The sequence below is a fragment of the uncultured Dysgonomonas sp. genome (genome assembly GCF_900079725.1).
Classification (GTDB): domain Bacteria; phylum Bacteroidota; class Bacteroidia; order Bacteroidales; family Dysgonomonadaceae; genus Dysgonomonas.
In genome coordinates, this window is the sequence record NZ_LT599032.1 from 5,153,138 (window position 1) to 5,179,964 (window position 26,827).

36 protein-coding genes are annotated in these 26,827 nt (G+C 39.1%); 8 read left to right on the forward strand and 28 right to left on the reverse strand.

Annotated features, from left to right (window positions below; translation table 11 throughout):
* Positions 1–23: 23 nt before the first annotated feature.
* Positions 24–2,201, reverse strand: coding sequence for a TonB-dependent receptor (locus QZL88_RS20850; protein ID WP_296944876.1), 2,178 nt, complete (start codon positions 2,199–2,201; stop codon positions 24–26).
* Between the two features lie 270 nt (positions 2,202–2,471).
* Here QZL88_RS20850 and QZL88_RS20855 point away from each other — a divergent pair, with 270 nt between their 5' ends.
* Positions 2,472–2,603, forward strand: a complete 132-nt coding sequence (locus tag QZL88_RS20855; protein ID WP_296944879.1) for a hypothetical protein — start codon at positions 2,472–2,474, stop codon at positions 2,601–2,603.
* Positions 2,604–2,823: 220 nt separating this feature from the next.
* Here QZL88_RS20855 and QZL88_RS20860 read toward each other — a convergent pair whose 3' ends face one another.
* Together QZL88_RS20860 and QZL88_RS20865 are read right to left on the reverse strand one after the other, a co-directional pair.
* Complete coding sequence (locus tag QZL88_RS20860; RefSeq protein ID WP_050702532.1) at positions 2,824–3,120, reverse strand: helix-turn-helix domain-containing protein; 297 nt, start codon at positions 3,118–3,120, stop codon at positions 2,824–2,826.
* The gene (locus tag QZL88_RS20865) at positions 3,113–3,400 is read right to left on the reverse strand and encodes a helix-turn-helix domain-containing protein (RefSeq protein ID WP_296944882.1); all 288 of its coding nucleotides are present in this window, start codon (positions 3,398–3,400) and stop codon (positions 3,113–3,115) included. The genes QZL88_RS20860 and QZL88_RS20865 overlap by 8 nt, the downstream gene beginning before the upstream one ends.
* Positions 3,401–3,864: 464 nt before the next feature.
* Here QZL88_RS20865 and QZL88_RS20870 point away from each other — a divergent pair, with 464 nt between their 5' ends.
* The 7 genes from QZL88_RS20870 to QZL88_RS20900 all read left to right on the forward strand — a co-directional run bounded on the left by QZL88_RS20870 (position 3,865) and on the right by QZL88_RS20900 (position 7,833).
* Positions 3,865–4,101: a hypothetical protein gene (locus tag QZL88_RS20870; protein WP_296944885.1), complete on the forward strand. Its 237-nt coding sequence runs from the start codon at positions 3,865–3,867 to the stop codon at positions 4,099–4,101.
* Positions 4,102–4,121: 20 nt separating this feature from the next.
* Positions 4,122–5,123 (forward strand): fusion protein, encoded by a 1,002-nt coding sequence (locus QZL88_RS20875; RefSeq protein WP_296944888.1) that lies wholly within the window; start codon positions 4,122–4,124, stop codon positions 5,121–5,123.
* A gap of 50 nt (positions 5,124–5,173) precedes the next feature.
* Positions 5,174–5,584 (forward strand): PcfK-like family protein, encoded by a 411-nt coding sequence (locus tag QZL88_RS20880; protein ID WP_296944891.1) that lies wholly within the window; start codon positions 5,174–5,176, stop codon positions 5,582–5,584.
* 11 nt (positions 5,585–5,595) lie between these two features.
* Positions 5,596–6,891, forward strand: coding sequence for a PcfJ domain-containing protein (locus QZL88_RS20885; protein WP_296944894.1), 1,296 nt, complete (start codon positions 5,596–5,598; stop codon positions 6,889–6,891).
* Entirely contained in the window at positions 6,888–7,073 is a 186-nt protein-coding gene (locus QZL88_RS20890) for a hypothetical protein (protein WP_296944896.1), read from the forward strand. The genes QZL88_RS20885 and QZL88_RS20890 overlap by 4 nt, the downstream gene beginning before the upstream one ends.
* The gene (locus tag QZL88_RS20895; protein WP_296944898.1) at positions 7,063–7,242 is read left to right on the forward strand and encodes an NADH-quinone oxidoreductase subunit F; all 180 of its coding nucleotides are present in this window, start codon (positions 7,063–7,065) and stop codon (positions 7,240–7,242) included. Before QZL88_RS20890 ends, QZL88_RS20895 begins: the two co-directional genes overlap by 11 nt.
* A 210-nt stretch (positions 7,243–7,452) precedes the next feature.
* The gene (locus QZL88_RS20900; protein ID WP_296944899.1) at positions 7,453–7,833 is read left to right on the forward strand and encodes a hypothetical protein; all 381 of its coding nucleotides are present in this window, start codon (positions 7,453–7,455) and stop codon (positions 7,831–7,833) included.
* 81 nt (positions 7,834–7,914) lie between these two features.
* Here the strand turns inward: QZL88_RS20900 and arsA are convergent, their stop codons facing one another.
* The 25 genes from arsA to ltrA form a co-directional block, all read right to left on the reverse strand.
* Entirely contained in the window at positions 7,915–9,633 is a 1,719-nt protein-coding gene (gene arsA / locus QZL88_RS20905) for an arsenical pump-driving ATPase (RefSeq protein ID WP_296944902.1), read from the reverse strand.
* Between the two features lie 92 nt (positions 9,634–9,725).
* Positions 9,726–10,076, reverse strand: a complete 351-nt coding sequence (arsD, locus tag QZL88_RS20910) for an arsenite efflux transporter metallochaperone ArsD (protein ID WP_296944904.1) — start codon at positions 10,074–10,076, stop codon at positions 9,726–9,728.
* Positions 10,077–10,087: 11 nt separating this feature from the next.
* Positions 10,088–10,318 (reverse strand): thioredoxin family protein, encoded by a 231-nt coding sequence (locus tag QZL88_RS20915; RefSeq protein ID WP_296944907.1) that lies wholly within the window; start codon positions 10,316–10,318, stop codon positions 10,088–10,090.
* Between the two features lie 25 nt (positions 10,319–10,343).
* Positions 10,344–11,093 (reverse strand): isocitrate lyase/phosphoenolpyruvate mutase family protein, encoded by a 750-nt coding sequence (locus tag QZL88_RS20920; protein ID WP_296944910.1) that lies wholly within the window; start codon positions 11,091–11,093, stop codon positions 10,344–10,346.
* An 11-nt stretch (positions 11,094–11,104) separates the two neighbouring features.
* On the reverse strand, positions 11,105–11,803 hold the full coding sequence (locus QZL88_RS20925) for an aromatic aminobenezylarsenical efflux permease ArsG family transporter (RefSeq protein WP_296944913.1): 699 nt from the start codon (positions 11,801–11,803) through the stop codon (positions 11,105–11,107).
* Positions 11,803–12,234 carry a nitrophenyl compound nitroreductase subunit ArsF family protein gene (locus QZL88_RS20930; RefSeq protein ID WP_296944916.1) on the reverse strand — a complete coding sequence of 144 codons (432 nt, stop codon included), beginning with the start codon at positions 12,232–12,234 and terminating at the stop codon, positions 11,803–11,805. The genes QZL88_RS20925 and QZL88_RS20930 overlap by 1 nt, the downstream gene beginning before the upstream one ends.
* A gap of 32 nt (positions 12,235–12,266) precedes the next feature.
* Positions 12,267–13,301: an ACR3 family arsenite efflux transporter gene (gene arsB, locus QZL88_RS20935; protein WP_296944919.1), complete on the reverse strand. Its 1,035-nt coding sequence runs from the start codon at positions 13,299–13,301 to the stop codon at positions 12,267–12,269.
* Complete coding sequence (locus tag QZL88_RS20940) at positions 13,294–13,728, reverse strand: arsenate reductase ArsC (protein ID WP_296944922.1); 435 nt, start codon at positions 13,726–13,728, stop codon at positions 13,294–13,296. The genes arsB and QZL88_RS20940 overlap by 8 nt, the downstream gene beginning before the upstream one ends.
* 11 nt (positions 13,729–13,739) lie before the next feature.
* Positions 13,740–14,573: an arsenite methyltransferase gene (gene arsM, locus QZL88_RS20945; protein WP_296944925.1), complete on the reverse strand. Its 834-nt coding sequence runs from the start codon at positions 14,571–14,573 to the stop codon at positions 13,740–13,742.
* Positions 14,574–14,640: 67 nt separating this feature from the next.
* On the reverse strand, positions 14,641–14,967 hold the full coding sequence (locus QZL88_RS20950) for a metalloregulator ArsR/SmtB family transcription factor (protein ID WP_006801256.1): 327 nt from the start codon (positions 14,965–14,967) through the stop codon (positions 14,641–14,643).
* 212 nt (positions 14,968–15,179) lie between these two features.
* The gene (locus QZL88_RS20955) at positions 15,180–15,794 is read right to left on the reverse strand and encodes an NUDIX domain-containing protein (protein ID WP_296944931.1); all 615 of its coding nucleotides are present in this window, start codon (positions 15,792–15,794) and stop codon (positions 15,180–15,182) included.
* Between the two features lie 84 nt (positions 15,795–15,878).
* Positions 15,879–16,343, reverse strand: a complete 465-nt coding sequence (locus QZL88_RS20960) for a GNAT family N-acetyltransferase (RefSeq protein WP_296944935.1) — start codon at positions 16,341–16,343, stop codon at positions 15,879–15,881.
* Positions 16,344–16,345: 2 nt separating this feature from the next.
* Positions 16,346–16,789, reverse strand: coding sequence for a PH domain-containing protein (locus tag QZL88_RS20965; RefSeq protein ID WP_296944938.1), 444 nt, complete (start codon positions 16,787–16,789; stop codon positions 16,346–16,348).
* 95 nt (positions 16,790–16,884) lie between these two features.
* Positions 16,885–17,463, reverse strand: a complete 579-nt coding sequence (locus tag QZL88_RS20970) for a M23 family metallopeptidase (RefSeq protein ID WP_296944940.1) — start codon at positions 17,461–17,463, stop codon at positions 16,885–16,887.
* 168 nt (positions 17,464–17,631) lie between these two features.
* Positions 17,632–18,087, reverse strand: coding sequence for a DUF3872 domain-containing protein (locus tag QZL88_RS20975; protein ID WP_296945151.1), 456 nt, complete (start codon positions 18,085–18,087; stop codon positions 17,632–17,634).
* Between the two features lie 43 nt (positions 18,088–18,130).
* Positions 18,131–18,715 (reverse strand): conjugal transfer protein TraO, encoded by a 585-nt coding sequence (locus QZL88_RS20980; protein ID WP_296944942.1) that lies wholly within the window; start codon positions 18,713–18,715, stop codon positions 18,131–18,133.
* Position 18,716: 1 nt separating this feature from the next.
* The gene (gene traN / locus QZL88_RS20985; RefSeq protein ID WP_296944944.1) at positions 18,717–19,658 is read right to left on the reverse strand and encodes a conjugative transposon protein TraN; all 942 of its coding nucleotides are present in this window, start codon (positions 19,656–19,658) and stop codon (positions 18,717–18,719) included.
* 45 nt (positions 19,659–19,703) lie between these two features.
* Positions 19,704–21,086, reverse strand: coding sequence for a conjugative transposon protein TraM (traM, locus tag QZL88_RS20990; RefSeq protein WP_296944946.1), 1,383 nt, complete (start codon positions 21,084–21,086; stop codon positions 19,704–19,706).
* Positions 21,086–21,355: a TraL conjugative transposon family protein gene (locus QZL88_RS20995; RefSeq protein ID WP_296944949.1), complete on the reverse strand. Its 270-nt coding sequence runs from the start codon at positions 21,353–21,355 to the stop codon at positions 21,086–21,088. The genes traM and QZL88_RS20995 overlap by 1 nt, the downstream gene beginning before the upstream one ends.
* 8 nt (positions 21,356–21,363) lie before the next feature.
* Positions 21,364–21,987, reverse strand: coding sequence for a conjugative transposon protein TraK (gene traK / locus QZL88_RS21000; protein ID WP_296944951.1), 624 nt, complete (start codon positions 21,985–21,987; stop codon positions 21,364–21,366).
* Positions 21,988–22,032: 45 nt separating this feature from the next.
* Positions 22,033–23,034 carry a conjugative transposon protein TraJ gene (traJ, locus tag QZL88_RS21005; RefSeq protein WP_296944954.1) on the reverse strand — a complete coding sequence of 334 codons (1,002 nt, stop codon included), beginning with the start codon at positions 23,032–23,034 and terminating at the stop codon, positions 22,033–22,035.
* Positions 23,035–23,036: 2 nt separating this feature from the next.
* Complete coding sequence (locus tag QZL88_RS21010) at positions 23,037–23,657, reverse strand: DUF4141 domain-containing protein (protein ID WP_296944957.1); 621 nt, start codon at positions 23,655–23,657, stop codon at positions 23,037–23,039.
* Positions 23,658–23,721: 64 nt separating this feature from the next.
* Positions 23,722–24,036 (reverse strand): DUF3876 domain-containing protein, encoded by a 315-nt coding sequence (locus tag QZL88_RS21015; RefSeq protein WP_296944960.1) that lies wholly within the window; start codon positions 24,034–24,036, stop codon positions 23,722–23,724.
* 13 nt (positions 24,037–24,049) lie between these two features.
* Positions 24,050–24,634 (reverse strand): TraG family conjugative transposon ATPase, encoded by a 585-nt coding sequence (locus QZL88_RS21020; protein ID WP_296944963.1) that lies wholly within the window; start codon positions 24,632–24,634, stop codon positions 24,050–24,052.
* Positions 24,612–26,294: a group II intron reverse transcriptase/maturase gene (gene ltrA, locus QZL88_RS21025; protein ID WP_296937715.1), complete on the reverse strand. Its 1,683-nt coding sequence runs from the start codon at positions 26,292–26,294 to the stop codon at positions 24,612–24,614. Before ltrA ends, QZL88_RS21020 begins: the two co-directional genes overlap by 23 nt.
* Between the last annotated feature and the right edge of the window lie 533 nt (positions 26,295–26,827).

Sequence of the window (26,827 nt, forward strand, 5' to 3'; positions counted from 1 at the left end):
TTCAGGCAAATTAGTTTTGCACTCTACAGCTTGATTATAATACCTGCATTCATTACGAAACCGTCTAATGGTGCGTAGATGTCTCTAAATTGAGGATTAGTCATTGACCCTATATAAATACTATCAAATCTCGTTTGTCGTCTGTCGGTAAAATTCTCAAAATTGGCATATATTGAAAATCTCTCCCAAATACGCTGCATCATCAAACCTAAGATAAGGTAATCTTTCCCTGTTTTCCCATCATTCAAATTTTGCTTTGACGTATAATAGCCTTCCAATCCAATTTTCCATTTGTCTTCTACTTCATACATTAGGACGGAATTAATCTTATGTTTTGGAGTTAAGGTTTTCTGATAACTTCTGCCCCCATCTTTGACCTTGGCATCAGTATAGGTATATCCAAGAAACAATCCGAAATCTCTATACTTTATTTTCATATTGGTTTCAGCCCCTTTACTATTTACATGACCATCTATATTATTAAACTGCCAATAATTGTTATCTACGGCTTGCAACTCTAACGGATTTCTCAAGTAAGTATAAAAGAATAGTTGGTTTACAGTCAAATATACTTGGTCGTCAAATAATCCAGTCTTATAAGTAAAATCGACATTAGCTCCATAGCTTCTTTCCAGCTTGTTCCTATCATCATTGATTGGTAACACATTCTGAAATTGGATGCGTTCACTATCTTCTGAAAATATAGTAGGTGTCTTATATCCGAATCCTCCACCAACACGGGACGAAAATTTATCCGTAATCTTAAAATACGAAGAAACACGAGGCAAAACAGCAAATCCGTAGTCAGTAACATAGTCTGTCCGTAACCCTGTTTCCAGATTCATCCAATCGGTTATTTTTGTATTGTTTTGTAAAAATAAACCCAATGTTGTGGTATTATAGTCACGTAATTGGAAATCAGTTCGCTTCTTTTCGGTAAACTTATCTGTCCACACATTCGCTCCCGCTACCCATTCAGTTTTTTCTTCTGTACGAATATAAGATGCTTCCGAAAAAGATGATAGCTGATCTCCATCAAATCTAAAATCGGGAATTTCGAGTTTACGGCTGAAATACGTTACACTATTCTTTACATTCAATCTGTTTTTTTTGTCGAAACGATGGTCAAATGTCAGTTGGCTTGAATGTCTTTGTGTCTTATTCCTTTCGAAATAGGAATGGTCTTTATTCCCTTTACCCTCCACATATTTCATATCACCGCCCAGACGATTTTCAATCATGGAGTTGATACCAAAACTAAAATCGGTATTATCAGTCAGATATAGAAATAATTTTGGATTTAGTACAAACCTATCAAATTTCGGAATTGCTGTAAAACCTACATTCGAAGGATCATAAGCCCAATTTCGGTTGTAAGAAGCAAATACAGTTGTACCCACTTTATTGAATTTTTGTCCGAAAAAACTGTTCACATCAAGTCCTTTAGCTGTCGTACCATTCAGGTGTATCGAGAAGTCTCTTTCTTTTTCGGGTGTTTTAGATATCAGGTTTACCAGTCCTGCAATTGCTCCACCGCCATATAGAGTAGATGATGACCCTTTTATTATCTCCACTTGCTTCAAATCAAGCGGAGGGGTTTGTAATAAACCTAATCCGCTTGCAGCACCCGAAAACACAGGAAAACCGTCTTTTAGTATTTGAGTATATCTACCATCCAAACCTTGAATCCGAATAGATGAATTGCCAGATATGGCAGATGTTTGTTGTGTCATTATACCCGTACTTTCATTCAAAAGCATACGGATATCTCCGGGCTTCATTACCCCTTTTTCGCCCAACTCTTCCGTATTTATAAATTCAATACGGGTAGGAATATCTTTAAAAGTTCGTGTTCCTCTTGTCGAAGAAACGACTACCTCTTGCAGCATTTCCTCATCCGGTTCAACCTTAACGATAATCGGTTCGTTCGAATCGAGTGGAAAAGTAAATTCTTTTACGGTCTTTTCATATCCCATATAAGTGATTTCGAACCTTTGTTTGCCATCAGGAATATTGGAGAGTATAGCTAATCCTTCCGCATTGGAAAATGCTCCATTCGTTGTATTTTGAAGCATAACGCCTGCTCCGATCAGAGGTTCTTTTGTTTCACAATCAATTAATATTACTCTAAGAGTATTCTGTGCAAATATATTGGAAAGGCTGAAAGCTAAGAATAGCATCAGTATAATTTTGATTTTCATTATAATTATGATAAATGTTTTAAATCTTCAAATTGAGGAATGGCATAGAAGTAGCAATCCTACAAAATGTATTACCTAAAATTACAAGATATGCTTATAACTTGTATAAAATAAATGTGTTCAGACTTGTGGCGGTTGCCAAATTGAAGAGATAAAATCAAGATAGTTTCTTTTAACTATGTACTTTGCTCCACAGTCAGAAATTAAATTGGGAACTACCTTTATCGGATTATAATAACGGGCTTCTGGGAAGCCTGAACAAGTATTGCAATGAAGAAAAGGAGAACAACAGCTATTGTCGGAACAGTTATCACAACTATTGTACGGTGCATCATCTTCTATTCCGATAGTTTGGCTATGTATCGCAAGACATTTATCCTCAACGCAACAAGGTATTACTGATAACAGAAATACACTTATGGATAATATGAGAGATAAATATTTCATAAAGCAAAGATAGAGAAATTCGTAATTTTCTCAGATTAAGAACCTAATTATTTTATCTTTTTATTTCATTGTGCCAAAATTTCCTCAACATAATATAGGAATGCAGAAAGCAATTAAAACAGGCTTCGAGTTAATTCCAAAGCCTGTTCTTTGTTGTAGCCACATGAATAGAATACTATTTCAGTTCTTGAATATAGTTTCGATCTAATATCTTCTGAATATCAGATTCTCGATACAGGGTTTTACCCCCAAACTGAAAATAAGGAATTTTACCCTCTGTACGATAGAGTTGTAATGTTCTTCTGCTTATTTTCAACTTCTTAGCCATTTCCGTGTCAGTCAAAAATCGTTCTCCGAAGAGCGATGGCTTCTCGGAGGTCAGGACAACTTCAATTCGATCCAACATCTTGTCGAGCAAAGCAAAAAACTTCTTTACCCGCTCGTTTCGCTTTGTTAAAATGTCATTATCCATTTTGTTGCAATTCTAATTCGTGAATAAGTTTTCTTACATCTTTGACTCTATAATAGAGTTTCCGACTAATCTTAGTATAGGGCAACATACCGTTGTCACGATAACCTTGAAGAGTACACTTAGATATATTAAGCATCTGGCACACATCCTGATTATCTAACCAATCTTCAAGTCCTTTACTTGTATGGCGTTCACACAGCTTGTTCACTTTATAGGAGAACAGTTCAAACTGCGTCATCATTGCCTCGAATGTTCGGGCTTCAATATATATTATCTCCATAGTAATTTACTTTTTTGTTCATACTATGATTACGGGGGGAGCAAATATAAGTCATTAAATTACAGCATAGATAAGCAATCTATTAGCTGGTAGCTTTAGGCTGTACTTGTCTATACCTAAAATATTATTTCGTACTCTTTCTATAGCTTCACGAAAGAGTAAACGGGATTTTTTCTACCTGTTTCATAATTTCTTCCCCTTTAAGCGAAATGACATCAGAGCCTAGTGAGTATTCGATTTCAATCGCAAAGGTATTTTCGTGTTCTTCACGCTGACAGCAAGGTCAAGCCCTAAAGGGTTTGGCGAAAAATCTTCCTCTTTCCCTCTTTTGTATCTATTCGGGCGAGCGTATTTATTCGTCAAAACCCTGCACAGCTAAACACTACCCTTTTTAAAGCTTCTGAAACTCGAATACTCCTCACCGGCTCCGATACGGCATAGCGTTAAAAAAAAGGTCAGAAATTATGAAACTAACGGCAGAAAAAAATAGGAAACAGCGAACCACCTACCTTCCAATTAGCATAGGTTGGGTTTTGAAAATAGTCTTAATTATCGTGGGTTACTCCTTATGGGGAGCAGGGTTTATTGGGGCTTTGGTGGGCTTGTATCTCTTCTATGATGTGATTCGGGGTATTCTTTCGTGCCTGCTGATGTTGAGTGCTGTAATTACCCTTATTTATCTAATGCTTACTTATTTATAATCCATTAAAACACAAAAATTATGACTAAGGTATTTTTATTAGGAGCGAACAAAGAAATAGACAGAGCAGTGCAAGTGGTAGAGGTTAACCAAGTTATCCAAATGGAAGGGTACAGCTATCACAGATATGTAGTGTACGACATTACAAAAAATCAATGGGGTATCACTTACAAATTGATAAACCTAACAACAAAAGATTTTCATACTGCCGACATCATTCGACCATTGAAAGAAAAATTTGGCATTGGGTTCTATTACGACAGCGACAACCCTCAATTTATGGACAGCTTTGAAGCGGCAATATTGCTCCAAGAAGCACAAGCCAAATCTAAATCAGAGGTAGATCAGGCAGAAAAGGAACGCATACGAGTGGAGGAAGTTAAAGCAATCGGGAGCAAACGTTTTGCCGAGATACTTCCCGAAAATGCACAAGCGGTTATTGTGGCACGCTTGAAGCAAGACGAGAGCGACAGCCAAAGCGACTACTTTGCAAGCAGTACACAACGGACTGTCATTTTAGGCTTTTCTACCCACAAAAGAGACATCTTTTCTGAAATGCGGAAACATGCATCCAACTTCGAGGAAACAGCCTATTTAGCGGAGTACAACGTAGATTATGAACATCGGGAAAAGTATTCGATGGGTGCAGGGTATTATTTAGGCGAAAGCAAATATAGTGGATGGATAATAGAAAAAGTGTCCATGTACAGCCGTGAGGGTATGATAAAGGAATTTGCCTACACCGCAGGGTGTGAAGATAACATCCGCATCAAAAAGACCGATGATACACCTCCACCGCCACCAAGCGACCAGAACAGCACAAGCAAGAACGGTTGCACAGTAGTAGAGTATTCAGCCAAAGCCCTTGCTGTATTCGGAGAAACAAGAGCCATCAAAGACGAACTCAAAGCGATGGGAGGAAAGTTTAACAACCGACTGACCTTTAACGGAAAAAGGTTGGCAGGATGGATATTTTCAAAATCGCAGGAGCAACGCTTAGCCTACTATTTCGGACTAGATTAATTAAATAATAACAAGGGGCAGAGCCTTTCTGCTCCATAATACCCAAAGATATGAAAGCAACAAACCATTTTCAAAATACGATAAAAGCATATTTAGACAAACGTGCCGAAATAGATTTACTTTTTTCATTTCGCTATTCTCTACCCGAAAAGAAGTTAGAGGATTGCGTTACTTATATTCTAAATCAAGTACAGAAAAGCGGTTGCAATGGTTTTCACGATGATGAGATATTCGGCATGGCGGTACATTTCTATGACGAAGATAACATCGAGGTAGGTCAGCCGATAAATGCCCATATAGCAGTAAATCATGTAGTAGTATTAACAGCCGAAGAAAAAGAGAAAGCACGTCAAGATGCTATGCAGAGGGCACAAGACGAAGTCTATCGAAAGATGACACAGCCAACCAAGAAAGCCAAAAGAGTAGCATTAAATCCCCAACCAAGTCTATTTGACTTTTAAATTATCGACCTATGAAACCAAAGAATAAACTCCAAAAACAAGTAGTAGAAGCAAGTAAAACATTGCCTAAACTAACTAAAATGCAAATCCAATGGGGATATGACCACGTTATCCAATATGTTGGACGCAGAACCGAAAAAGGAATCGTTACTTGTACCAAGTGCGGTCACACATGGCAAGGGATGGGAGAATTAGCAAATACCCTTTTGGGTTGTGAGTGCCCGAATTGTAAATCTAAGCTAATAGCCAAAACCACCAAGAAACGGACATTCGATGACAGTTATTATATGAACATCATCACGGCTCACAAAGGCTATCAAGTGATGCGCACCATCATGTTAAGTTATAAATCCAAAATAGGAGAACCGACAAAACTTTCATATTCCGAAGTGATGCAACGTTGGATTGCTCCCGATGGGAAACATTACACCTTTGCCCGATGTCGCCAGACGATGGGAACGTGCTGTATTGATTTATGGATATTTTATACCCCTTTGGAACTAAGAAATGAGAATACTAACAATAAGTTTTATATAAATATCTATGACAAGATAGGAAGCATGGGCGAGATATACCCACGTCAGAAACTTATACCCGAATTGAAAAGAACCGGTTATAAGAAAGCTTTGTATGGACAGAACTCATTAGACTTATTCCGTACCCTACTCAGTGATAGTAGAGCCGAGACACTTATCAAAGCAGGCTATACAAAGCTATTAGAGCGTATTATGAATATGGGTTGGAAGAATATTGATAGTTATTGGCAATCCATCAAAATAGCTATCCGCAATCACTACAAAATTGAAGATGCCATTCTTTGGTGCGACTATATAGATATGCTTCGATTCTTCGGTAAAGATTTGCACAATGCAAAATACATTTGTCCGACTAACCTAAAAGCGGAACATGATCGATATGTTATTAAGAGAGCCAAAGCAGATGCACAAGCCGAAGTCGAAAAGCAACTTGCAAAGGAGGATTCATTCAGAGAACAAAAAGGCAAATTTTTCGGACTTGCATTTTCGGATGGTACTATTAGTATTCGTGTGTTGGAGAGCGTAGCGGATATAATATTGGAAGGAGAAATGATGCATCATTGCGTAGGTGGTTATCACTCAAAAGCCGATTCACTGATACTTTCGGCTTGGATTGATGGCAAACGTATTGAAACAATTGAGGTATCTATATCTCAACTCAAAGTTATTCAGTCGAGAGGTGTTTGCAATAAGAATACTAAGCACCACGATAGAATAATTCAACTTGTAGAGCAAAATATATCACTGATAGAAACTCGATTAGCAGCATGATGAAAGAAAATATTTACACCTTATTTGTTGGCTTCCTAAAATTGGGAGAATTCAAATCTATTTTGGAAGCCAAGCAGTTTGCTCGAAGTAGTAACCTAACAGGGGCATTCAATCTCATTGGAGAGCATTATAGAGATAGTTGGTATGTGTTTAAAGCGGAAATTGAAGATAATGAGAATTAAAGATATAACAGGGAAGTCCATCGAAGTGACTCATCTGAATAAAGCTATCAAGCAGTGTAAATTGTGCCGAAATAGTCCATATCTGATGGATTCGGGGCATATAGTTGGAGAGAATCACACGTTTATGCTTTTACAACTCGAAGAACTGAAACAAAAAACAAAGACTTGACGGTGGAGAGAAATTTCCGCCACTTCTATTCTTATGAGATCTGCAAATTATTTTGAAGAAAATGTAAAATAATTTGCAGATCATTTCTTAAAAAGAAGTTTTGAACAGGTGGAAAAGTTTTCGCATTAAGCGCAATAAATTGATTATTTTTATTATACTATTGTGGTTGATAATTTATTTATTAACAATTTAGATTTTAGTATTATGCAAATGAAAGACTTAGAAACAACGCTGAGATTATCTGTTACACAAATTGCAGATAAGGATAGCGAAGGTAAAGAACGACTGGTGATTGAAGTTTTGGAGGACTGTAATTTGTTCGATTATATGGTTTTGGATACTACATATGATAACGATAATAGTGTATCAAACCTTTTGAGGCATTGTTATCTGTTTCCTAATCATGAAGTAAAAAAAGGAGAAGCCGTACTACTCTATTCTACAAAAGGGAAGAATTACAAGGGGCAGTTCTGTAACTCAAAAAGGACTTACCATGCTTTCTATTGGGGACTAGACAAATCAATCTGGAATAATGAAAAAGATAAAGCACTGTTATTAAAAATAGCAAATAGGATTGAAACAAGTGTATGACATATTTTTTATCCTTACTCAATTTTAACAAAAATCCCAAGAAAAACTCTTGGGATTTTTTGCTTTAATTTGTCTTATCTATCAGATAGATTCTTTCCACCCAATAACGGCAAAATTGCCGTTGGAAATTTCGCTTACTTTATCAATCCATTGTATCTCACTTTGTGCTTTTGTTTTCAGGAACGGGCTGTTAGTCGGAGTAAGCAAAAGACTTGAATTTACCACCCACCATTTGTTTTTTATTCCTGCCCGTTGCAAATCCTCTTGTAAGCGTTGAGCTTCAAAAACTGGCGTTGTTTCCGGTAGCGTAACTATCACTACATCCGTTTCCTTTTCATTGCGTAAACGGGGCAAAAGGTTCTGAACGGCAGGCGTGATATTTCCCTGCGTGCGTTCCACCTCCTTGTGATAGCTTTGTGTTGAATCCAGTAACAATAATGTATGCCCGGTTGGTGCGGTATCAATTACCACCACTTCATTATCGGCTTTCGCCACAATTTCGGCAAAGGAATTAAAGACGGCAATTTCCTGTGTACATGGTGAACGTAAATCTTCTTCGATATAGCTTAAATCCGCATTACCCATTGTTTCCCTTGCCTTATCCAGTATGTTTTTCTGATAGGCTGCCAATACCGCTTTTTCGTCTATATGGCTTACTGTGATACCGTCCACCTTTGTTTCGACAAAGGATAAATGGTTAGCCGGGTCGGTAGTAGTTAGGTGTACTTTCACGCCTTTTTTGGCTAATCCCCTTGCGATATTCCCTGCAATGGTCGTTTTGCCTACGCCACCTTTACCCATCGTAAAGATTACCCGTTTGCCTGAACTGTACAGGTCGTCAATAATATTGTCTATTGTTTGAAAATCTTTGGTATTGACTTCCTTTTGTATGGTTTCTGCCTGAACGTCACTATTCAGCATATTACGGATATTATCAATCCCTGTCATATTATAGGAACGAAGCGGGACAATATAAGTGTTCAGTTTTAATAATGCTTCGGAACGGTTATTCAGGGCGTTTTGCTGACGTTGGTATATCTGTTTTGAAACAGTATCGTTTTCATCGTAGTTCTCCAATACGCCGTTAATAATCAGGTTTTGAGAAATAATATTCAAGTCCAACAATTCTTTTGATGAACGTTCTACCTCTTTCAACGGGCTTTCATCCGGTCGGCTTACAAGTATTAACGTTGTCTGCTTGCTGTCTGATAAAGTTGCTACCGCATTTTTATAGACTTCTTTCCTGTCCTCCAATCCTGAAAGCTGACCTAAACAAGATGCACCGGAAGTATTTTCCGCTATAAAGGTATTCCATGCGGATGGCAGTTGCAGCATACGCAAGGTATGTCCGGTAGGTGCTGTATCAAAGATTATAAAATCATATCCTTTGCGTTTATCTTCATTGGTGATAAAGTCTGAAAACTCGTTGAATGCTGCTATCTCTATGGTACATGAGCCTGAAAGTTGTTCTTCCATATTGGTAATAACGCTTTCGGGCAGCTTACCCCTAAACGGTGCGATTACTGATTCCCTGTATTCGGCTGCTGCCTGTTCCGGGTCTAAGTTTACTACTGTCAGGTTGGGAACTTCTTTTATTTGTATTCCTTTATTATCTAAATCCATATTAAAGACATCCTGTAAATTAGATGCGGGGTCGGTACTGATTAAAAGGACTTTCTTACCACTATCGGCAAGGTTTACGGCTGTGGCACAGGCTATAGATGTTTTACCTACTCCGCCTTTGCCTGTAAAGAATATATATTTTGTCAGGTCAATACCCGATGGGTTATATTTTTTCATATCGCTTGTAATTTATTTATTGGGACAATAACATCCTTTTCTATTCGTATGGAATAGATTAATTCATTGAAAAATAAAAGGATAATGATTTATTATTTTACGGTGAGTTCTTCCTCTTTTACGTTCATCCATCCTGCTATCTGTGCATTGGTCGGGTATTGCTTTGTCAATACTATTTCGCCGTCCAATGTTGTGATAGGCAGAACATCCGCAGATTCTCTCATCAGGCATTCGTTGATTGTCTTGTTATCTACATATACCTGTGGATGGTCACGCAGGTTAAACCTTTCAATGGTAATCCCTTTCTTTTTCAGGCTTTCGATAACTACTGCAATACGCATCAGTTCCGGGTCTATGTTCACCCCGCACAATCCGGTAGGGCAGCATAGGGCAGGGTCGTAAATCTTCACTTCCTTGCGGGTATCTAATTTTAAATCCAACATTGCTTTATTATTTAATTGATTACTTGTTTTATTTCTTCTTCTGTCGGAACATAGCCCTTTATCTTTACTTCCCCGTCTACCACAACGGCAGGCAGTGACATGATGTTATATTTGACTATTTCCAATATATCTTCTTCTTTCTTCAAAGTCGCCGTACTGTTTGTATCTGCCATTACTTTGGCTACCCGGTCATAGGTTGTTTTGCAGTTGGGGCAACCTGTACCCAAAACAATTATTTCCATATTATTTGTTTTTTAATATTCATTTTTACTTCAAAATCTCTTTTATCTCTTTTTCGAGTTGTGTATAAACTTGTTTGTTTAAGAGGTTCCCTGTGCTGATACGTTTTATATTTAGTGCTTTTAATGTATCCAAATTAGGTAAATTCGGAGTGTACATTACATTCACAGGTAAATCAGTGCATTGAGTTATTTCTTTAATATTTTCAATTCTATCCAGATATGGAAAAAATAATCCGTCGATTCTCAATTCTTTATACAAATCAATTCTTGCTTTGGCATCATCTATTGCGTTAGGTAGTTTAAGCAAAAAGGAATCGCATCGTATGTTGACAAAGATGTCAATTTGGTGTTGATGCAATAATTTAATCACTGCTCCGATTTTTTGAACAAAAATCTCCTTGTTGGCTATTACCCTTTTTCTATCTATTATATAACTATCTTCAATGTTTATCCCAACAACCCCTAATTCATGTAGCTTTAGAATATTCTCGAAAATACGTCGCGAATCTGCTGAGAACCCACCTTCAATATCAACTGACAGGGGTAAGTCTACACATTGCCTAATTCTTTTTACAACATATAAGTATTCTTCAAAAGATATCTCTTCTCCATCGTCATAACCTAATGAGTTAGCAATTCCCGCACTCGTTGTCGCTATTGCTTTGAAGCCTGATTTCTCATAAACCTTTGCACTTTGCACATTCCAAACATTTCCTATAAGTAAAGGACTCGATAGATAATGTAACTGCCTGAAATATTCCGTATTATTATCCATATTTACTCATTTTATAGATTCATTACTATATAATATATCCCCACTACGATAAATACTGCCGAAACAATACGCCTGAACCAAACCTCAAAACTTTTCATCCTGTTATAGAATTTGCCTACATTCGACATACTGTAAGCCAATAAATAGGCAATGATTATAACGGGCAGCCCGGTAGCTATGGCGAACACAGGGGGCAGAATCAACCCCGATGCACTGCTGATAGTCATAGGGATAAGCACCCCGAAATATAATACACCGCTATAAGGGCAGAAAGCCAATGCGAACAATACACCCAGAAGAAAAGCGTTCAGGTAATTTTTCTTCATCTTCTTTTCGCTTACTTTCGATGTAAACCTGTTTAAAGACGGAATATTGAATTTGATAATATCGAGCATCAGGATACCAATAATGACTAAAGCTATTCCCAAGTATAAACCGCTAATGTTTTGCAGCAATTTTGCTACCTGAAATTTGCTTGCACCAAAATAAAATACCAATCCTAAAGCCGTATAGCTGAAAGTACGTCCAAGTGTATAGAATATACCATTGAATAGTACACGTTTTTTATCGGCTATATCTTTACTGAGGTAGGCTGTTGCTGTTATATTAGTTGCTAACGGGCAAGGGCTTATAGCTGTCATTAAGCCTAATATAAAAGCCGTAAGTATAGGAATATCCGAATTATCTACTATCTGTTGAAGAAACTCCATTAGTCAATACGTTTATTAACTTCTTCTTTTATTAGGTTGGTAAGTACATCAGGCGAGTTCACCGCATTGGCAAAAGCCTGTTCAGTCAAATCCGTTGAGTTTTCCCCTTTAGCGATAAGCAGGGAACTAAAAGCAATTTCGTACTTTTCCACTAAATCTTTGTTTACGGCTTCATCTATGTTTATTTCCGTATATTTTACTTTCGGATTATCCTTGTAATTCTCGGCTATTGCATTTTTAGTTACATTCTCAATCGCTATACAGGTTCTACAGCGTTGTTTGCCGTGAAAATAATAGACGTTCACAACCGAAGCGTCCGTTGTTGTTACAGTCTGTTCCTGCGTCGGGTTTTCCGCTTGTTTATTTTCGGTTTTGTTTCCGCAAGCTATAAAGAATACAGCAAGCAATACGATTAAGATACTTTTGTTCATACGATTAATGATTTGTTAGTTTTACATGATACTTATTTGTAATATTTCTTTTTGAGCCAAAAGGCTATATTTACCAAAAGGATAAGTACAGGCACTTCGACAAGTGGGCCGACTACGCCTGCAAAGGCTTGCCCGCTATGTAAACCGAATACACCGATAGCAACTGCAATAGCCAGTTCAAAGTTATTGCCTGTGGCTGTAAATGCTATCGAAGCATTTTTATCGTAAGACGCCCCCATTAGTTTGCCTGCAAAGAAGCTAAGGAAGAACATCACCACGAAATAGATAAGTAGCGGTATGGCGATACGCACAACATCTAACGGTATTTGTACTATCAGTTCACCTTTCAGGCTGAACATTAATACAATGGTAAATAATAATGCTATCAGGGTAATGGGTGATATGGCAGGGATAAATTTTTCTTTGTACCATTGTTCTCCTTTGATTTTAACCAATATCAAACGGCTTAGAATACCCATCAGGAAAGGAATACCTAAATAGATCGCCACTGTTTCGGCTATTGTACCTATGGATATATCCACAATTGCACCTTCAAAGCCAAATAACGGTGGTAACTTGGTTACGAATATCCACGCATAGAAACTATAAAAGAATACCTGAAAGATACTGTTCAGGGCAACCAATCCCGCACCGTATTCGGTATTGCCTTCTGCCAAGTCATTCCATACAAGCACCATAGCGATACATCTCGCAAAACCAATCAAGATGACTCCGACCATATATTCGGGGTAATCATGTAAAAAGAGAATGGCAAGTAAAAACATTAATACAGGGCCGATAATCCAATTCAGGATTAACGAAATAGATAATATTTTCACATTGGAAAATACTTTCGGAAGTTGTTTATAATCCACTTTTGCCAATGGCGGGTACATCATCAGAATCAGACCTATTGCCAGAGGAATGTTTGTTGTACCGCTCGACATGGAATCAATGTAACTGCTGAAAGACGGTATAAAATACCCCAATCCTACACCGATAGCCATTGCAAGGAATATCCAAAGAGTGAGATTCTTATCTAAGAAACTCATTTTCTTCTTACTCATTATCTTTCAATTTTTCGATATATAGTTTATAAAATGCTTCTTTTATTTCATCTCGTACTCGGATGTATTCCGAATGTATAAATTCGGGAGTCCCCACAGCTTCGGAAGGGTCGTCAAAACCGATGTGCAAACGGTTCTTTACTTTTCCTGAAAAAGTAGGACAACTTTCGTTTGCCCCTCCGCAGACGGTTATCACATAGTCCCATTCATCGTTTCGGTATTTATCCACACTGTCGGAAGTATGGTGGGATATATCTACTCCGGCTTCTTTCATTACTTCTATAGCTTTGGGATTAACCTTTCCGCTTGCATTTGTTCCTGCGGAATAAACAGACAATGAAGGATCGAAGGATTGTAAAAATCCGTGTGCCATCTGGCTACGGCAACTATTGCCTGTGCAAAGAATTAAAATTTTCTGTGTATTCATATCAAATATTTTTAATAGCATCCGGAATCACATCCGCATGCGCTTTCAGGTTTTACACCTGTTACTGTAATAGATAGTATCTTTGAATTATTCTCCTTATATTCATGGAATGATTTTTCATCAAGATGTTCTTTTAAAATATCATCCGGAACAACAATAGATTTTTCCTTTTGTATTTTCACCTGTAAAAAACCTGCGCTGAAAATCTTAACCATATACTGCTCTTTAGGAATTGCTCCTGCAATGCATCCTGCATAAAATTCTGCCACTTGTTTGATGGATGCAGGTAATTCGTCTTCTAAAACCACATCCGAGATGCAGAAATGACCGCCGGGTTTTAAAACCCTGAAAATTTCATGGAAGATTTTATCTTTTGATGGCAATAAGTTTAATACGCAGTTGCTTATTACAACGTCAACAGAATTACCGCCAATAGGCATATCTTCTATATCTCCTTTGCGGAAAGTAACGTTACTAAAACCTCTCTTTTGTGCGTTATCTCTTGCCTTTTCTATCATAGCATCTGTGAAATCAATACCGATGACTTTTCCGGTTTCTCCTACTTCAGCATGGGCAACAAAACAATCATTTCCCGCACCGGAACCCAAGTCCACAACAAAATCACCTTTTTTTAATCCGGCAAAGGCTGTAGGAAGTCCACACCCCAGACCTAAATCCGCGTCGGCTTCGTAGCCGTCAAGCTTGCTGTAATCTTCATTCATGATGTTATACACATTATCAGAAGAACAGCATCCCGGGCTACAACACGAAGACTGGTTATCATTTTGTAAAGCAAGTGCGCTGTACTTTTGCTTTACCATTTCTTTAATTTCTTTGTTTTCCATATATAATAATATAATTCGTAATTACACATACAATTCGCAATAACACGAACATTGGAGATAAATTTTTTTATTTGGTCTTGCAGCTTTCTTCATTGTTGATTTCAACGAAAAATGCAGAAAACATTTTTCTTGCTTTCTCCCAATTTTCTTCGTTTATACAGTATTTGACTGTCGGCAATGTAATTGTACCCTGAATCAATTCCGCATCTTTCAATTCGTTCAGATGTTGCGAAAGGGTGCTTTTTGCTATTGGCAATATTTCGGACATATCGCCATGATAGCAACATGATTCGTTGGCAAGCATTTCTAATATAGCGATGCGGATAGGATGCCCCATTGCTTTAGCGAAACGTGCGAGTTGTTCTTGTTCGGCAGTAAGTTCTTTCTTTGACATATCTCTATTTATATTTATAGTTCGCAAATATACGAATATATTTTTAATTCGCAATACTACGAACGACGTATTTTTATTTTTTAATTAAGCTTTATATAAGTACAATAGAGTGAAGTTATAAAATAAATAATCTCTGAGATAGTTAATAAAAGTAGTCAGATTATTATTTTTCCTCATTTACGAACTTATCCAAACCAGAAATAATGTTTTCTTTATCTTAGTTTTCGGAAATGTTTAATCCGAAAAGTATAATATTCAGGACATAATGCACATAGGTTCGAACGGTTAAATATTTTTGTGGAAAGTTGATAACTGTTATTCACTGTTATGAAACCATTGACCTGAACTTCATAATGTTCATCAACCATTACTTTTTCTAATTCTGATACAGGAACTTCGTAAATACCCATAACTTCATCTTCTTGAAGTGTAAAATCTTGTGGCGAAAATTTACCTTCTAAAGTGAAAATATTGGTGAACTCGTTGTCGATAATGTTGGGAAGCGTTATACTAATTGGCAGATAACCCAGATATTTAAGGTCAGAAAAATCTACCTTAATACCAAGTTCTTCTTCAATTTCACGAATACCATCAGATAGGCTTTCTGTTGAGAGAAGATGACCTGCAGCAGTAATATCGAATAACCCTGCGTAGTCTTTTTTTGTATCAGAGCGTTGTTGAAAATAAAGATAAGTTTCAGAACTATCCCGATAATAAAACCAACAATGAAAGGTTTCGTGCCAAAGGCCGATGCGATGCGTCTCATCTCTTGTTGCAATTCCTATTTTAGTGTAAGATTCGTCGAATACACTGAATCTTTCTTCCATCCTTTTTATATGATTTATTTTACACTCTACTTATAATAGGCTATTTGGTTAAGTTAATTTAGTAGGTTGGCAAACCTAACGAATTTATTTATTTGCATAATACCTCATAGCCGAATATTCAATTTCTTTAAAGCCGAGTTTTTCATAAAGTCGTTTCCCGGCTTTAGTGGAATAGAGGTCAAGAACCGATACGAAAATATTATCGGCATCAACAATCAGAGAGTTCATTAGAGAGGTTGCATAACCCTTTCCCCGATGTTCAGGATAAGTAAATACATTCATTATCGTTCCGTATCTACCGTTCGGATTATTCAGTCCCGGAGGTCTTTCATCGATGATTAGGAAAGCCGTAGAAACAATCTCTCCATCAATCTCCATGATATAAGCCGTGAAGTTCTCTTGTGGCACGTATTCTTGAAAATACTCTCGTAGTTTAGGTTCTAATTTAGACTTATCTTCGGCACTCAATTCGACTTCTGTTGAAATATAATCGAATCGGAGCTTCACGAGTATATCAATATCGACGACGATTCTCACTCTATCATCCATAGTTACCCTATCTGCGTATTTATTTCTTTCCTAAAAGCCAATGGATCGGCTATATATGGATATGAGCTTGTCGCACCACCCGTTGTTACAGTAATTGTACCGAAATTAAATATCCTACCAAAAATACTCTGTTTGATGTGCAGACCCTCACACTTAGCCAATACCAGATCTACAGCTCTGCGACTGACAACTCCCGTTTTAAGTACCACTCGCTTATTAGTAACAGCATAAGCCGAACCTGCTTTTACAAGCAGCCTTTGCACAAGCGATACCACTCCGATAAATAACAGGAATATCCCACCATAATGTAATACACCTGTTTCCGAACCAGATAACCACCAGCCCAACAATAGGAGGATGAGCGGTTGCACAAACAGGAAGAAGTGCAATTTTGCAACATATTTTATCTCTTCTCCGGATTGTAGATTTTTCTGTATGTAGTTCATAAGCTATTGATTTGTTCCAAAGTTAATAAGTTTCGTTTATTTCTGATATTTAACAGTTATATTTTTCTGTATTTTTTTCGTTATAGGTTTGTCTCTCAATACCTCAAACAATAGCACCATCCAATCGGATTCAAATAACGTTTACCTTTTCTTACTTCATAATGCAAGTGGCTTCCCGTTACTATTCCCGTACTACCCACACAAGCTATTTGTTGGGTAATGCTTATTCGTTCCCCCACATTTACCAATATCCGACTTAAATGTGCATAGAATGAACGAAAACCACCTGCGTGTTGAATCTCTATAAAATAGCCATACCCCACATTGTAACCTTTGCCAATCACTATTCCGTTACCTGTGGCATACACCGGAGTTCCTTTTACTTGTGGAATATCAATTCCTGTATGAAATTTTCGTCTTTTGTAGCATGGGTGCTTTCGCATCCCGAACCCTGATGAAATACGCCCAGACTTCTTTATTGGAGATATTACAGGATAGTCAGATAATTCGTCAATAGTCATTTGTAAAGAATCTGCTATTTGCTGAAATTCTATAATGGAATAAATCGGCTTCATACATTGTTCTATTTGTGATTTTCTGTTTGAAGAATTACTTTGCTGTCCCCATGCAGGCAAATGAAGTAAAGCTATCAATAGAATTGTTATATATTTCATTGTCAAGTCTTATAGGATAAACGCCCAAATAATCTTCGAGCGTTTATCTGATTGTTCACTATTCAATTTCTTCACCCCACAACTCAATGTCTGTAGGAGCAGTTACATAAGCATAAATCATATTTACCCAAGTAACTATGTATGAGATTACCATCATCGTCATCATGGCTATTCCGTTTCAGTTGGTAAATCTTCCTCGTTACCCCGATCATTTTGGAAAGAAAATGTCTTTTGCACTACCTGTCCGTGGCTATCTTCAATATATACATCTATCACTTGTTGGTCAGTGCTGTGAGATGTGTAATACATCCGAAACGTTTCCTTTTCCAATAGATATAAATCGTTTGGAAGAAGAACTGTGCCATTATCGAGCCGAAGCTCACCTTTGCCATCCACTTGAAAATACCGAATGTAGAATTTAGTATCTTGAAATTCCCCTTCCTTTACAATCTGTGCACGGATTTCCGCCACCTCTCCCTGAACGATTTTTTTCTGAACTGGCATACAAACCAGATCAAATGCGTAAACCTTGTTAATATCCATATCGTTACTACAGGCTAAGGCCAGCAGCATTATAGCTGCTAGCCACGCTGTTATCCCGAAAAAAGTCTTTATTTTTTTCATCATTGTATTTGTATATTTTGTTAAACAAAAGAGGCTGTGCCTCTTAGTTGATTATAAATTTGATTCCTACACCGAATTGTCCGTGAAAATGTCCCGTAGAGTTGCCCCAGAGGATGCGTTCTCGCCCCGTAACAAGTAGCACAACACGATCTGTCAGGTACGTTTCAATCTCCAGTGTGATAGCCCCGCCATAGATAAAAGCATCTTTATGTTGAAGTGTAGAGCCATCGTACAAGGTCTTTTCGCCCCAGTTCGATGTTTCATAGCCTGCAAGGGCAGAACCACCCAACGAAAGGAAAATTGTTTTAGACCGATCAGTCAGAAAATTGTAGTAATAACCTCCCTCAGCCGTGAATTGAGCTATCGGTAATCGTGTTTCCCTATATGGATAATAGCGTTCCAGATATTCTGCACCGAATACCCATTTGTTGCCGTTCTTGGCATAAGTCGCCATTGCCACACCGAAATAATATCCCGCTTCATTATCGTTCTTGGATGAATAGATTCCATCCACCATTCCACCTGTGAGTTGTATGCCTCGCATACCCGGCAGTGAACGTTGTGCGTGTACTTGGTCTGTAAAGACCAGACACAACACAATCGTTAATATAAGATATAACCGTTTCATCCTACTTCACTTTTAGTTCGTTAATAACCTTTGCCCGAACCAAATCGGCATTATCCAATGTAAACCGCTGATGGCGTCCGCCCTCCTGTTCGTTAAGCTCTATCACCAACATTTTGTCATCGGGAATCGTAAACTTTGCCAAAGTGAAAATCATGCGTTCTGTCTGCTGTCCGCCTATCAGCATCAAATTATTGTAGGCACGAAGTGGCCAAATTACTTGCTCTTGAATAGCGGTACGTTTGGCTACTTTTTTATCCACAATCTTAAATGTGATAAAGTCCACATTGAATGGTACGTTGGACGAGTTCTTTAGTTGGAGATGAAAATATAACAGTCCGTTATGGGTATAAATACCTTTCAGCGTGTGTTGTATTCCGAAACGCTTCGAGCCGATGTGCTTTATCTCCCGGTCATTATTCTTGTGTATAGACTGCATAATCAGTTTGACAAGCAAGGGAGATTCCTGCCCTAATTCCTGCATATAGACCGCCAAAGCATTGTTCGGACGGTTCACTGCTTCGCCATCGTGCAGAAAGTCAGTCATTTCAACAGACAGTTTTACAGGTTCATCCGCATATTTTACGTTAAAGGTATAATATGAACCATCTTCTGTTATGACAGACAGATTACTCTCTCGCGAAAAATCCCGCAAGGCGGCTTTCACTCTCAAAACGTTATCCGTTCCGTCCGCTTTCGCAGCAAGAAGATCTGCTGACCCTAAATCGACATAACGAATTGGAGCAGGAAAAATAATGTGTACTGTTTTATTGAAAGTGACCTCCAGAGCATAGGGCGGTATCATTCTGTCAAAGGTCAACGGACGGGTAAAACTCTCGTAATAGTCTCCCGTTGTCGGCTTGGTATCTACCACAATGGTATCTTGTTGTGCATTAGCTGTAAATATGCTCCCAATAAGGGTAAGCATTAAAAAGAATCGTTTCATACTTTTAATTTTTAATCGTTTATACTTGATTTTTTAGTGGTTTTGTTAATTTTCTTTGGGTAGTAACAATAGCTTGTAGTTTGCTTTGAGGGTAACTTTTACCACACTCATTTTTTTACTTACATATTGTGCTGCCCCTTGTATCAGCCCTTTACCCATATCGGCGGCTAGCTGTGAACCTGCATTGTCCGAAATCATAATACTTGTTCCTGCTGATGATGCCAGTGTAGAAGCTACTTCCTTGGCTGCTTTTACTTCATCGTTATTCGGTACAAATATGCCTGATTGTCCATCCATATCGTACACTTTCAGCTCGACAGGAATAATGTTTCCGGCATACTGAATGGAGTTGATCGTTACCTCCAGACGTTCGCCACCAATCCGGCAAGCTCCTGTTACTAAGGTATTGGCAGGTATCAATATTTTGCCTGCCCTCATTGGTTCTAAAAGACGAAGTTGTACTTCTTTGCCATTGGTCAGGGTTACGGTTTGATTTACACAGGCACGGATGCTGTTCTTATCCTGTATTCCCTCATTGCCTGCGGCAGTCAGAAATCCCATGTTTCGGGGCTGACTATATGCGGCGATAAACTCATCATTGGACATTGGAGCAGATAGTAGAGATACGACATTCTGATGCACTTGCTTAACGGGTTGTACTTTGACTTTCTCGCCTGTACGTGTTATGTTTACATCTTCTGTTGGTTGTTCTCCCTGCTGTGCAGGCATATAGCGTGCTGCCATTTGGTAAGATTTTTCAAGCAAAGCTGTTTGTTCGTCCTCTTCCGCTTTTTTCGCTTCGGCTTCTTCCTGCTTTCGTTCCAATTCCTGTATTCGCTGTTCCATCGTAGACTGTGACTGTCTGTCCGTTCCAGCAGGCTTTTCGTACCAATCACCCAATTGCTTGTTGATGTCCTGATAGGCAGTTGCCGAGGATTGCACAGTACGAGGAGTTGAACTTCGAGGCTGTTCTGCTTGCAATGAAGTATTGTAGGCATTGTCCTTTTGTTCATAATCGTTCTGCTGTGCCTCGTTGAACATCGAAGAAAAATCTTGTAAAGACTTCATTTTCTCTTGCTCCTTTTGCCGCATTGCTTCCCGTTCGTAGGCATCTCGCTTCCCTTCTACTATGCCCTCATCCTTAGGTACGGGCAGTTCGGCATTGAAACCTGTCAGTCCTATCGCCTGCTCTTTTCCATCATCCGACGGAGCGAAGATGAGCCACATTACACCACCGAAGATTAAGAAGAACAGTGGCATAATCAACATCTTTTTTCGCTTATTTCTCTCTGCTATCGAAAGTTCCGGCTTTGGTGGTTTGGGCGATTCTTTTCTCGCTTCCGGTTTACTATCCGTTACGGATGGTTCTACTTCAGCAATAGCCTCCGTTTCGGGTGGTGTTCCTTTATTCAAATCTTCCTGTTCCATTATTCTATTGATTTTAGATTGTTAATACTATCTCGCTGTTGTTCCAATTGCAGTCTCAGCGATTCGATCTGCTCTATCTGCATCTTTTCTGCTTTGTTTTTACCAAAATTGTAAATAGAAGAAAAGGTCATGTAGATGGAAAGACCACCGAAAACAAGGAACATGCTTATCACAAGGATAATCCGTCTGTCGGGGGTAAGTCTGCCGAGCAAGCCCCGCAGACCATCCTCCAACCATTCATTGATGCGATTCATTATTTTTCGTATCATAGCTTTACCTACCTTTCCGATATCCGAATATCCCGATTCTCCACAATTTCGAATTTCTCCATTGTGAAACCGTGAGGGTTATTGTCCGAGCGTACCGAGTTGATCAAATTGCAACGTGTAACCAGACTGCGTTCGGTGAGGTTACTCTCCCGGATAATCATTTGTTTGGCATAGGTTACCGCCTTGTAGGGATAGCTGTCAAAATCACAAGCAATACTATCGACTTGTACAATTTGATTGATATTCCCGGACACGATACGATTGTAATACCCTTTTTCTGCCATGTCCTGATAGTATTTGAAAGCCGATTTATCGACAAGGAACAATGCCCTGTTTACGTTGCTTTCGATGGCTTTTTTATCGGGTGAGAGAGTGAAAAACAGCTCGTGAAAACGCTTAACGTGTTCGCGTGCTTCCACAGGTCTGTTTTGTGTCATATCTTGGGACAAGGCAAGCATTAAGGACTTGCCACCGTCCAATACATAGATACGCTGGCGTTGTGCTTCGGCAAAATTATACGACGACCATACGGAATAGCCCGTAATGACGGCACACATACAGACAAAGACAATACCGAACAAGCGTATCTGTTTGAAGGATGTTTCTATATTTTTTAAACTTTTGAACTCCATTTGTTCGTTTTATTTTGAATTAATAAATGAATACAGTGTATCTGATTATTTCTTACCCATCAGGCGACCAGCGACGTTACCTGCCGCAGCTCCAGCAACACCTCCTGCCATCGCAGCCCCTTTACTCGCCATTGTGTTTACTCCACGGGTAGCACTACCGCCACCTGCCTGAATAACCCAACCTGCCACGCTCGGAATAGAGAAATATCCGATAATGCCGATGATGAAGAATATGATATATACCCCGTTACTGGCATCCGGTACATAGGACGGATCTCTCAACATATCTATATCCATTTGTAGCATAAGTGCCTGAATCTTGGAGAGCAGTGCCGAGAACAGGTCGGCAATAGGTAGCCACAAGTAGATAGAAATGTAGCGGGAAATCCAATTAGTCAGCGTGGATTGAAAACCGTCATAAATCGAAAGGGCAAATGCCAACGGCCCTAAGATTGACAGCACTACCAAGAAAAAGGTGCGTAAGGTATCAATCGTAAGGGCTGCGGCATTGAACAACAACTCGAAGAAATCCCGGATCAGTTGGCGAAACCACATTTTCATATCATACCACGTGCGTTCTCCCCACATAGATATTATTTCGGGAGTGTCCCAGATACCGAGTTCTTTCATTTTTTGGTCGTACACCTCATCATCGACCAGCCATGCTTTCCCTTCACGTAGCCGTGCATCGTACTCCAATTGTTCTTTCTCCGCTTGCAGGGCATGGACATCTGTCATTTGTGTCTCCAATATGGTATGTGTTCCTTTGACCACAGGGGACATAACAGCGTTAATCGTACCGAGCACAAAAGTTGGAAAGAACATAATGCAGAGTCCAATAACAAAAGGTCTGAGCAAAGGATATACATCTATCGGTTCTGCCCGTGACAAGGCTTGCCATACACGGGAAGCTACATAGAACAGTGCACCGAGTCCGGCTATCCCTTTGGCAACACCGACCATATCGCCACAAAGCGGCATCATATCCTGATACAGATTGCGGAGAAGCTGATGCAGGTTGTCGAAATCTATTGCAAGCAGTGTCATGATTACCAATATTTATCGGATGGATTACCATACAAACTTTGTACTCGCTCCAGATCGCCTTTCTCCTGACTGCGGATGAAAGAAACGGAAATGCTTTTCTTGGAAAAGTAGCGGACAAGGTTGCGATGTTCAAGCATCTTGGCGTGTATATCATCTATGATGGACATACGCTCGGCATCGGTCATCGAAAGTCCGTTGGAGAGGGAAACGACATTCTTTATATCAGAAAGCAGGTTACCACTTTCATTCAATAACTTGGCATACCCATTTGATATAGCCTCCAACTCGTTAACGCTAAAATTTCTATCGGATAGCATCTTGTTGAAGTTGGTAGAATAGATCTGCGATATTTCGCTGACCAATTCTACTGTTTCTTTCACTTTGCGGGCATCCTTGATCAGATTGTGTACCGACTGCAATTTGTCGTAATACTGTTTCCCCTGGTCGTAGATTTTTTGCATTTCTTTGAAAGAGTTAATCACATTACTGGCTGTTGTGGCTGTTTTGGAAACAGTCATAATATTTTGCGCCAGATTGGAGGGATCGATCACCGTCCATTGTGCTTTTGCCTGATAGGTGCACAGTCCCATGAGTGCCACAAGGCAGAAAAGTATTTTCTTCATATTCGTTATTTTTAATTGTTATTACTCGTTTACCGTCCGAAGGTCGGAGGTAGCCCCAAATGAGCTAATCCTCCTCCCTGACATACTCTCCGAAAGCGGAAAGGTGCAAGACCTCCTGCTCCCGATTGTAAGTAATCTCGATGTGCCCGTACAGGTTGATGTAATATTTACCAAACCATCTTTTTAATGCACGATCACAGACTACCAGCGGGTTGTTGTAAGTAAGCCTAAACCGAGTACCTCCCCATTTTTGAATAATATTGGGATAGATATATACTTTCGTATGCCCGTCTCTACTTACCCAACGCCCCGTAATCTCCCGCATGGAAAAGTCTGTAGAAGTGGAACAAGAATCGGTTATATTACATGGACTGAACATAGCTTTTCGTTTTTTACTTGCGTTTACTTTCAGCTATTTGTTTTATAGCCAACTCAATATTACCGTCCAACTCTTCGGTTTTCCGAGCAACTTCCAGCTTCTCCGTTTCTTCCGTTGTGAACGTAAAATACTCTTCCAGACTCACTTCGGTGGCATATACAGCCGACTGAACACCGCCCAATCCAAACCAGACTTCTTTATATTTTCGGTTCGGATTATTGGACATATTGATGGATAGCACCTGACTTTTTTCTTTTTCGGTCAGCCCCAAGAGAGCTTGGATGCTATCAAATTTGTTCATGTATTTACGTTGGTCTAAGAGAATTTTGCAGTCGGAGTTGTTGATGATGGACTCTTTCACAATAGGCGAAGCGATAATATCGTCCACCTCCTGAGTGACAACGATTGCCTCACCGAAGAATTTTCGAACAGTCTTAAAAAGGTACTTAATATACTCTGCCATACCTTCTTTAGCGATGGCTTTGCCGAGTAGGTCAGCTCCCTTTCGGGAGCTTTCCCCTCTAAGAACCGTACGTGAAAGTTTCCCTTCATACGGCTCAAGCAACTTAAAATTTCTATTTACTAGAAACCAGCTCATTGTTACATCTTTTTAATTGGTCATTCTTTCTGCGACAGCTATCATGCACTAAATAATTCTGCTTTTCCGGGGTGGTTTTCTTTTCAGTAGTACCCCAAGAATCATCTATGTCAATTGGCTCTCCACATAAAGGACATATTCCTTTTTGCTTTTTCCATAGATACAGCAAGGGCTTTGTATCATTGAGATTTTTGAGCATTTTGTACTCTTTTCTCTTTTTGAAGTAAGTATCCCATTCAGGGTCAAATGGATTCGATTCGGCTTTCACTTTCACATAGCGAGTGATCTTTGTATCATACAAGCGTTTAAGGACGATCCTGTCATCTTTTCCTTTCTTCTTGAAATTCGCTACAAAGCACCAGTTTCTGTTTTTGATTCTTGTAAAATACCTGTCCGAAACCCAAGTTCTTCCTTTCTTGGGATGCCTTCTTCTTGCCCATTGCTGCAACTTTTCGTATATCAAGTAATCAGCTTTTCTGAAGGTGTCCGATGCTACACAGTTTTTGTAGTAATTTACCCAACCTACGATTACAGGATTCATTAGCCGTATAAGAGATTCTTGTTTACTGCCCTTGTTGGAATCAATAATTCCTCGGATTTTCTTCATGAATTTCTTTAGACCTTCCTTAGATGGTTTGATCAGAAGTTTACCATTATCGTATTTACGGATGTTATACCCAAGAAAATCAAAGCCTTCGCTTATGTGAGTCATCTTCGTCTTTTCTTCTGAGAGGGTAAGCCCTCTTTCTTGAAGAAACTCTACTACCAATGGTTTGATTTCTTCCAAAGCTTCTTTGGTTCTGCCTGTGATGATAAAATCGTCTGCATAACGTACCAAATGAACTTTTGGATAATAGGTTGTTGTTCTGTTTACGAACTTTTTATGATACTTCTTTGCAAGCATAACTTGCAATCCATCCAAAGTCATATTAGCCAGAGTTGGAGAAATAATCCCCCCTTGAGGTGTTCCTTCGTTTGTCGGAAACAGTTCTTTATTGAACACAAAGCCACATTTAAGCCATTTCTTTAACATCAGCTTATCCATTGGAATATTGTTGATGAGCCAGTCATGGCTGATATGGTCAAAGCATCCTTTAATATCTCCTTCCATAATCCATTCGGGAGAGGTTCTCTTTGCCAATACACAGAAACATTGTTCTCTTGCATCAGCAGTACTTCTTCCTTTACGGAATCCGTAAGAATTACTGTCTGCCGTGGTTTCAGCAACAGGCTCTAATGCCAGCAGATATAATGCTTGCATTGCTCTGTCCTTCATTGTAGGAATACCAAGAGGTCTTAATTTTCCATTACTCTTTTTAATATGTATCCGTCTTAGCGGTTGGGGAGTGTACCCTCGTCTTTTCAGATCACTGATTGCCTGAAATTTAGCATTTGGAGTTGACCATGTTGCACGATCTACTCCCGCAGTTCGACTGCCTTTATTAGATGTAACACGTTTTACAGCCAATGCTTTGGCATAAAACGAATGCGTCAGCGTCCACTGCAAAGCTTTCACTCTGCCGTATCTGCCTTCTTTCTGAGCTTTTACAATACGCGCCTGTAGCTTATCAACCGCAATTTGGCACTTGTCCCAATCAATATCGAGCCAAGTGTTCCACTGTTGGTCAGTAGATGCACACGATGTTTTAATGTCGTTCATTTGCTTTTCTTCTTTAAATAAGTTCTAAAAGTTTCTTGTAAAAAAGTCACCTTGCGGAAGTCTGCCCACTTTCGTGTGAGGCGATGTTTCAACCTCTATCCATCCCATTACAGAATGGCATTCGCTTTTTCCACATTCCTATACCCGCATCCCATTCGGCGTTCCTTACGGTCGGCTTACCTACCAATGGTAGGAGAAATACGGGCTTACCATGTTCCCTATAAGTGACAAATGAATGGGTTAGAATCCGTCTATCCGCCGGCAGTGCTTATGTTCGTGTAACCTTAGCGTGGAGAAGGTTAGCCGACTGCATCCCTTTTGGGTTAGAGCCCAGCATCATTAGCGGCTCATTCGAAGTTACGACGTTTATCAACGGTTCACATTACATTATTCATACCATTCAGCCTAGCTCCCAGAGCGTATAATGCTTACACTCGTTGTCATCCCCTCACGGTTCAGACTCCTCCTTTCGGAAGGGCTTCATTGTCAGGACAGCTCTCATACGAATTCATTACTTACTATCGCACGTGCCC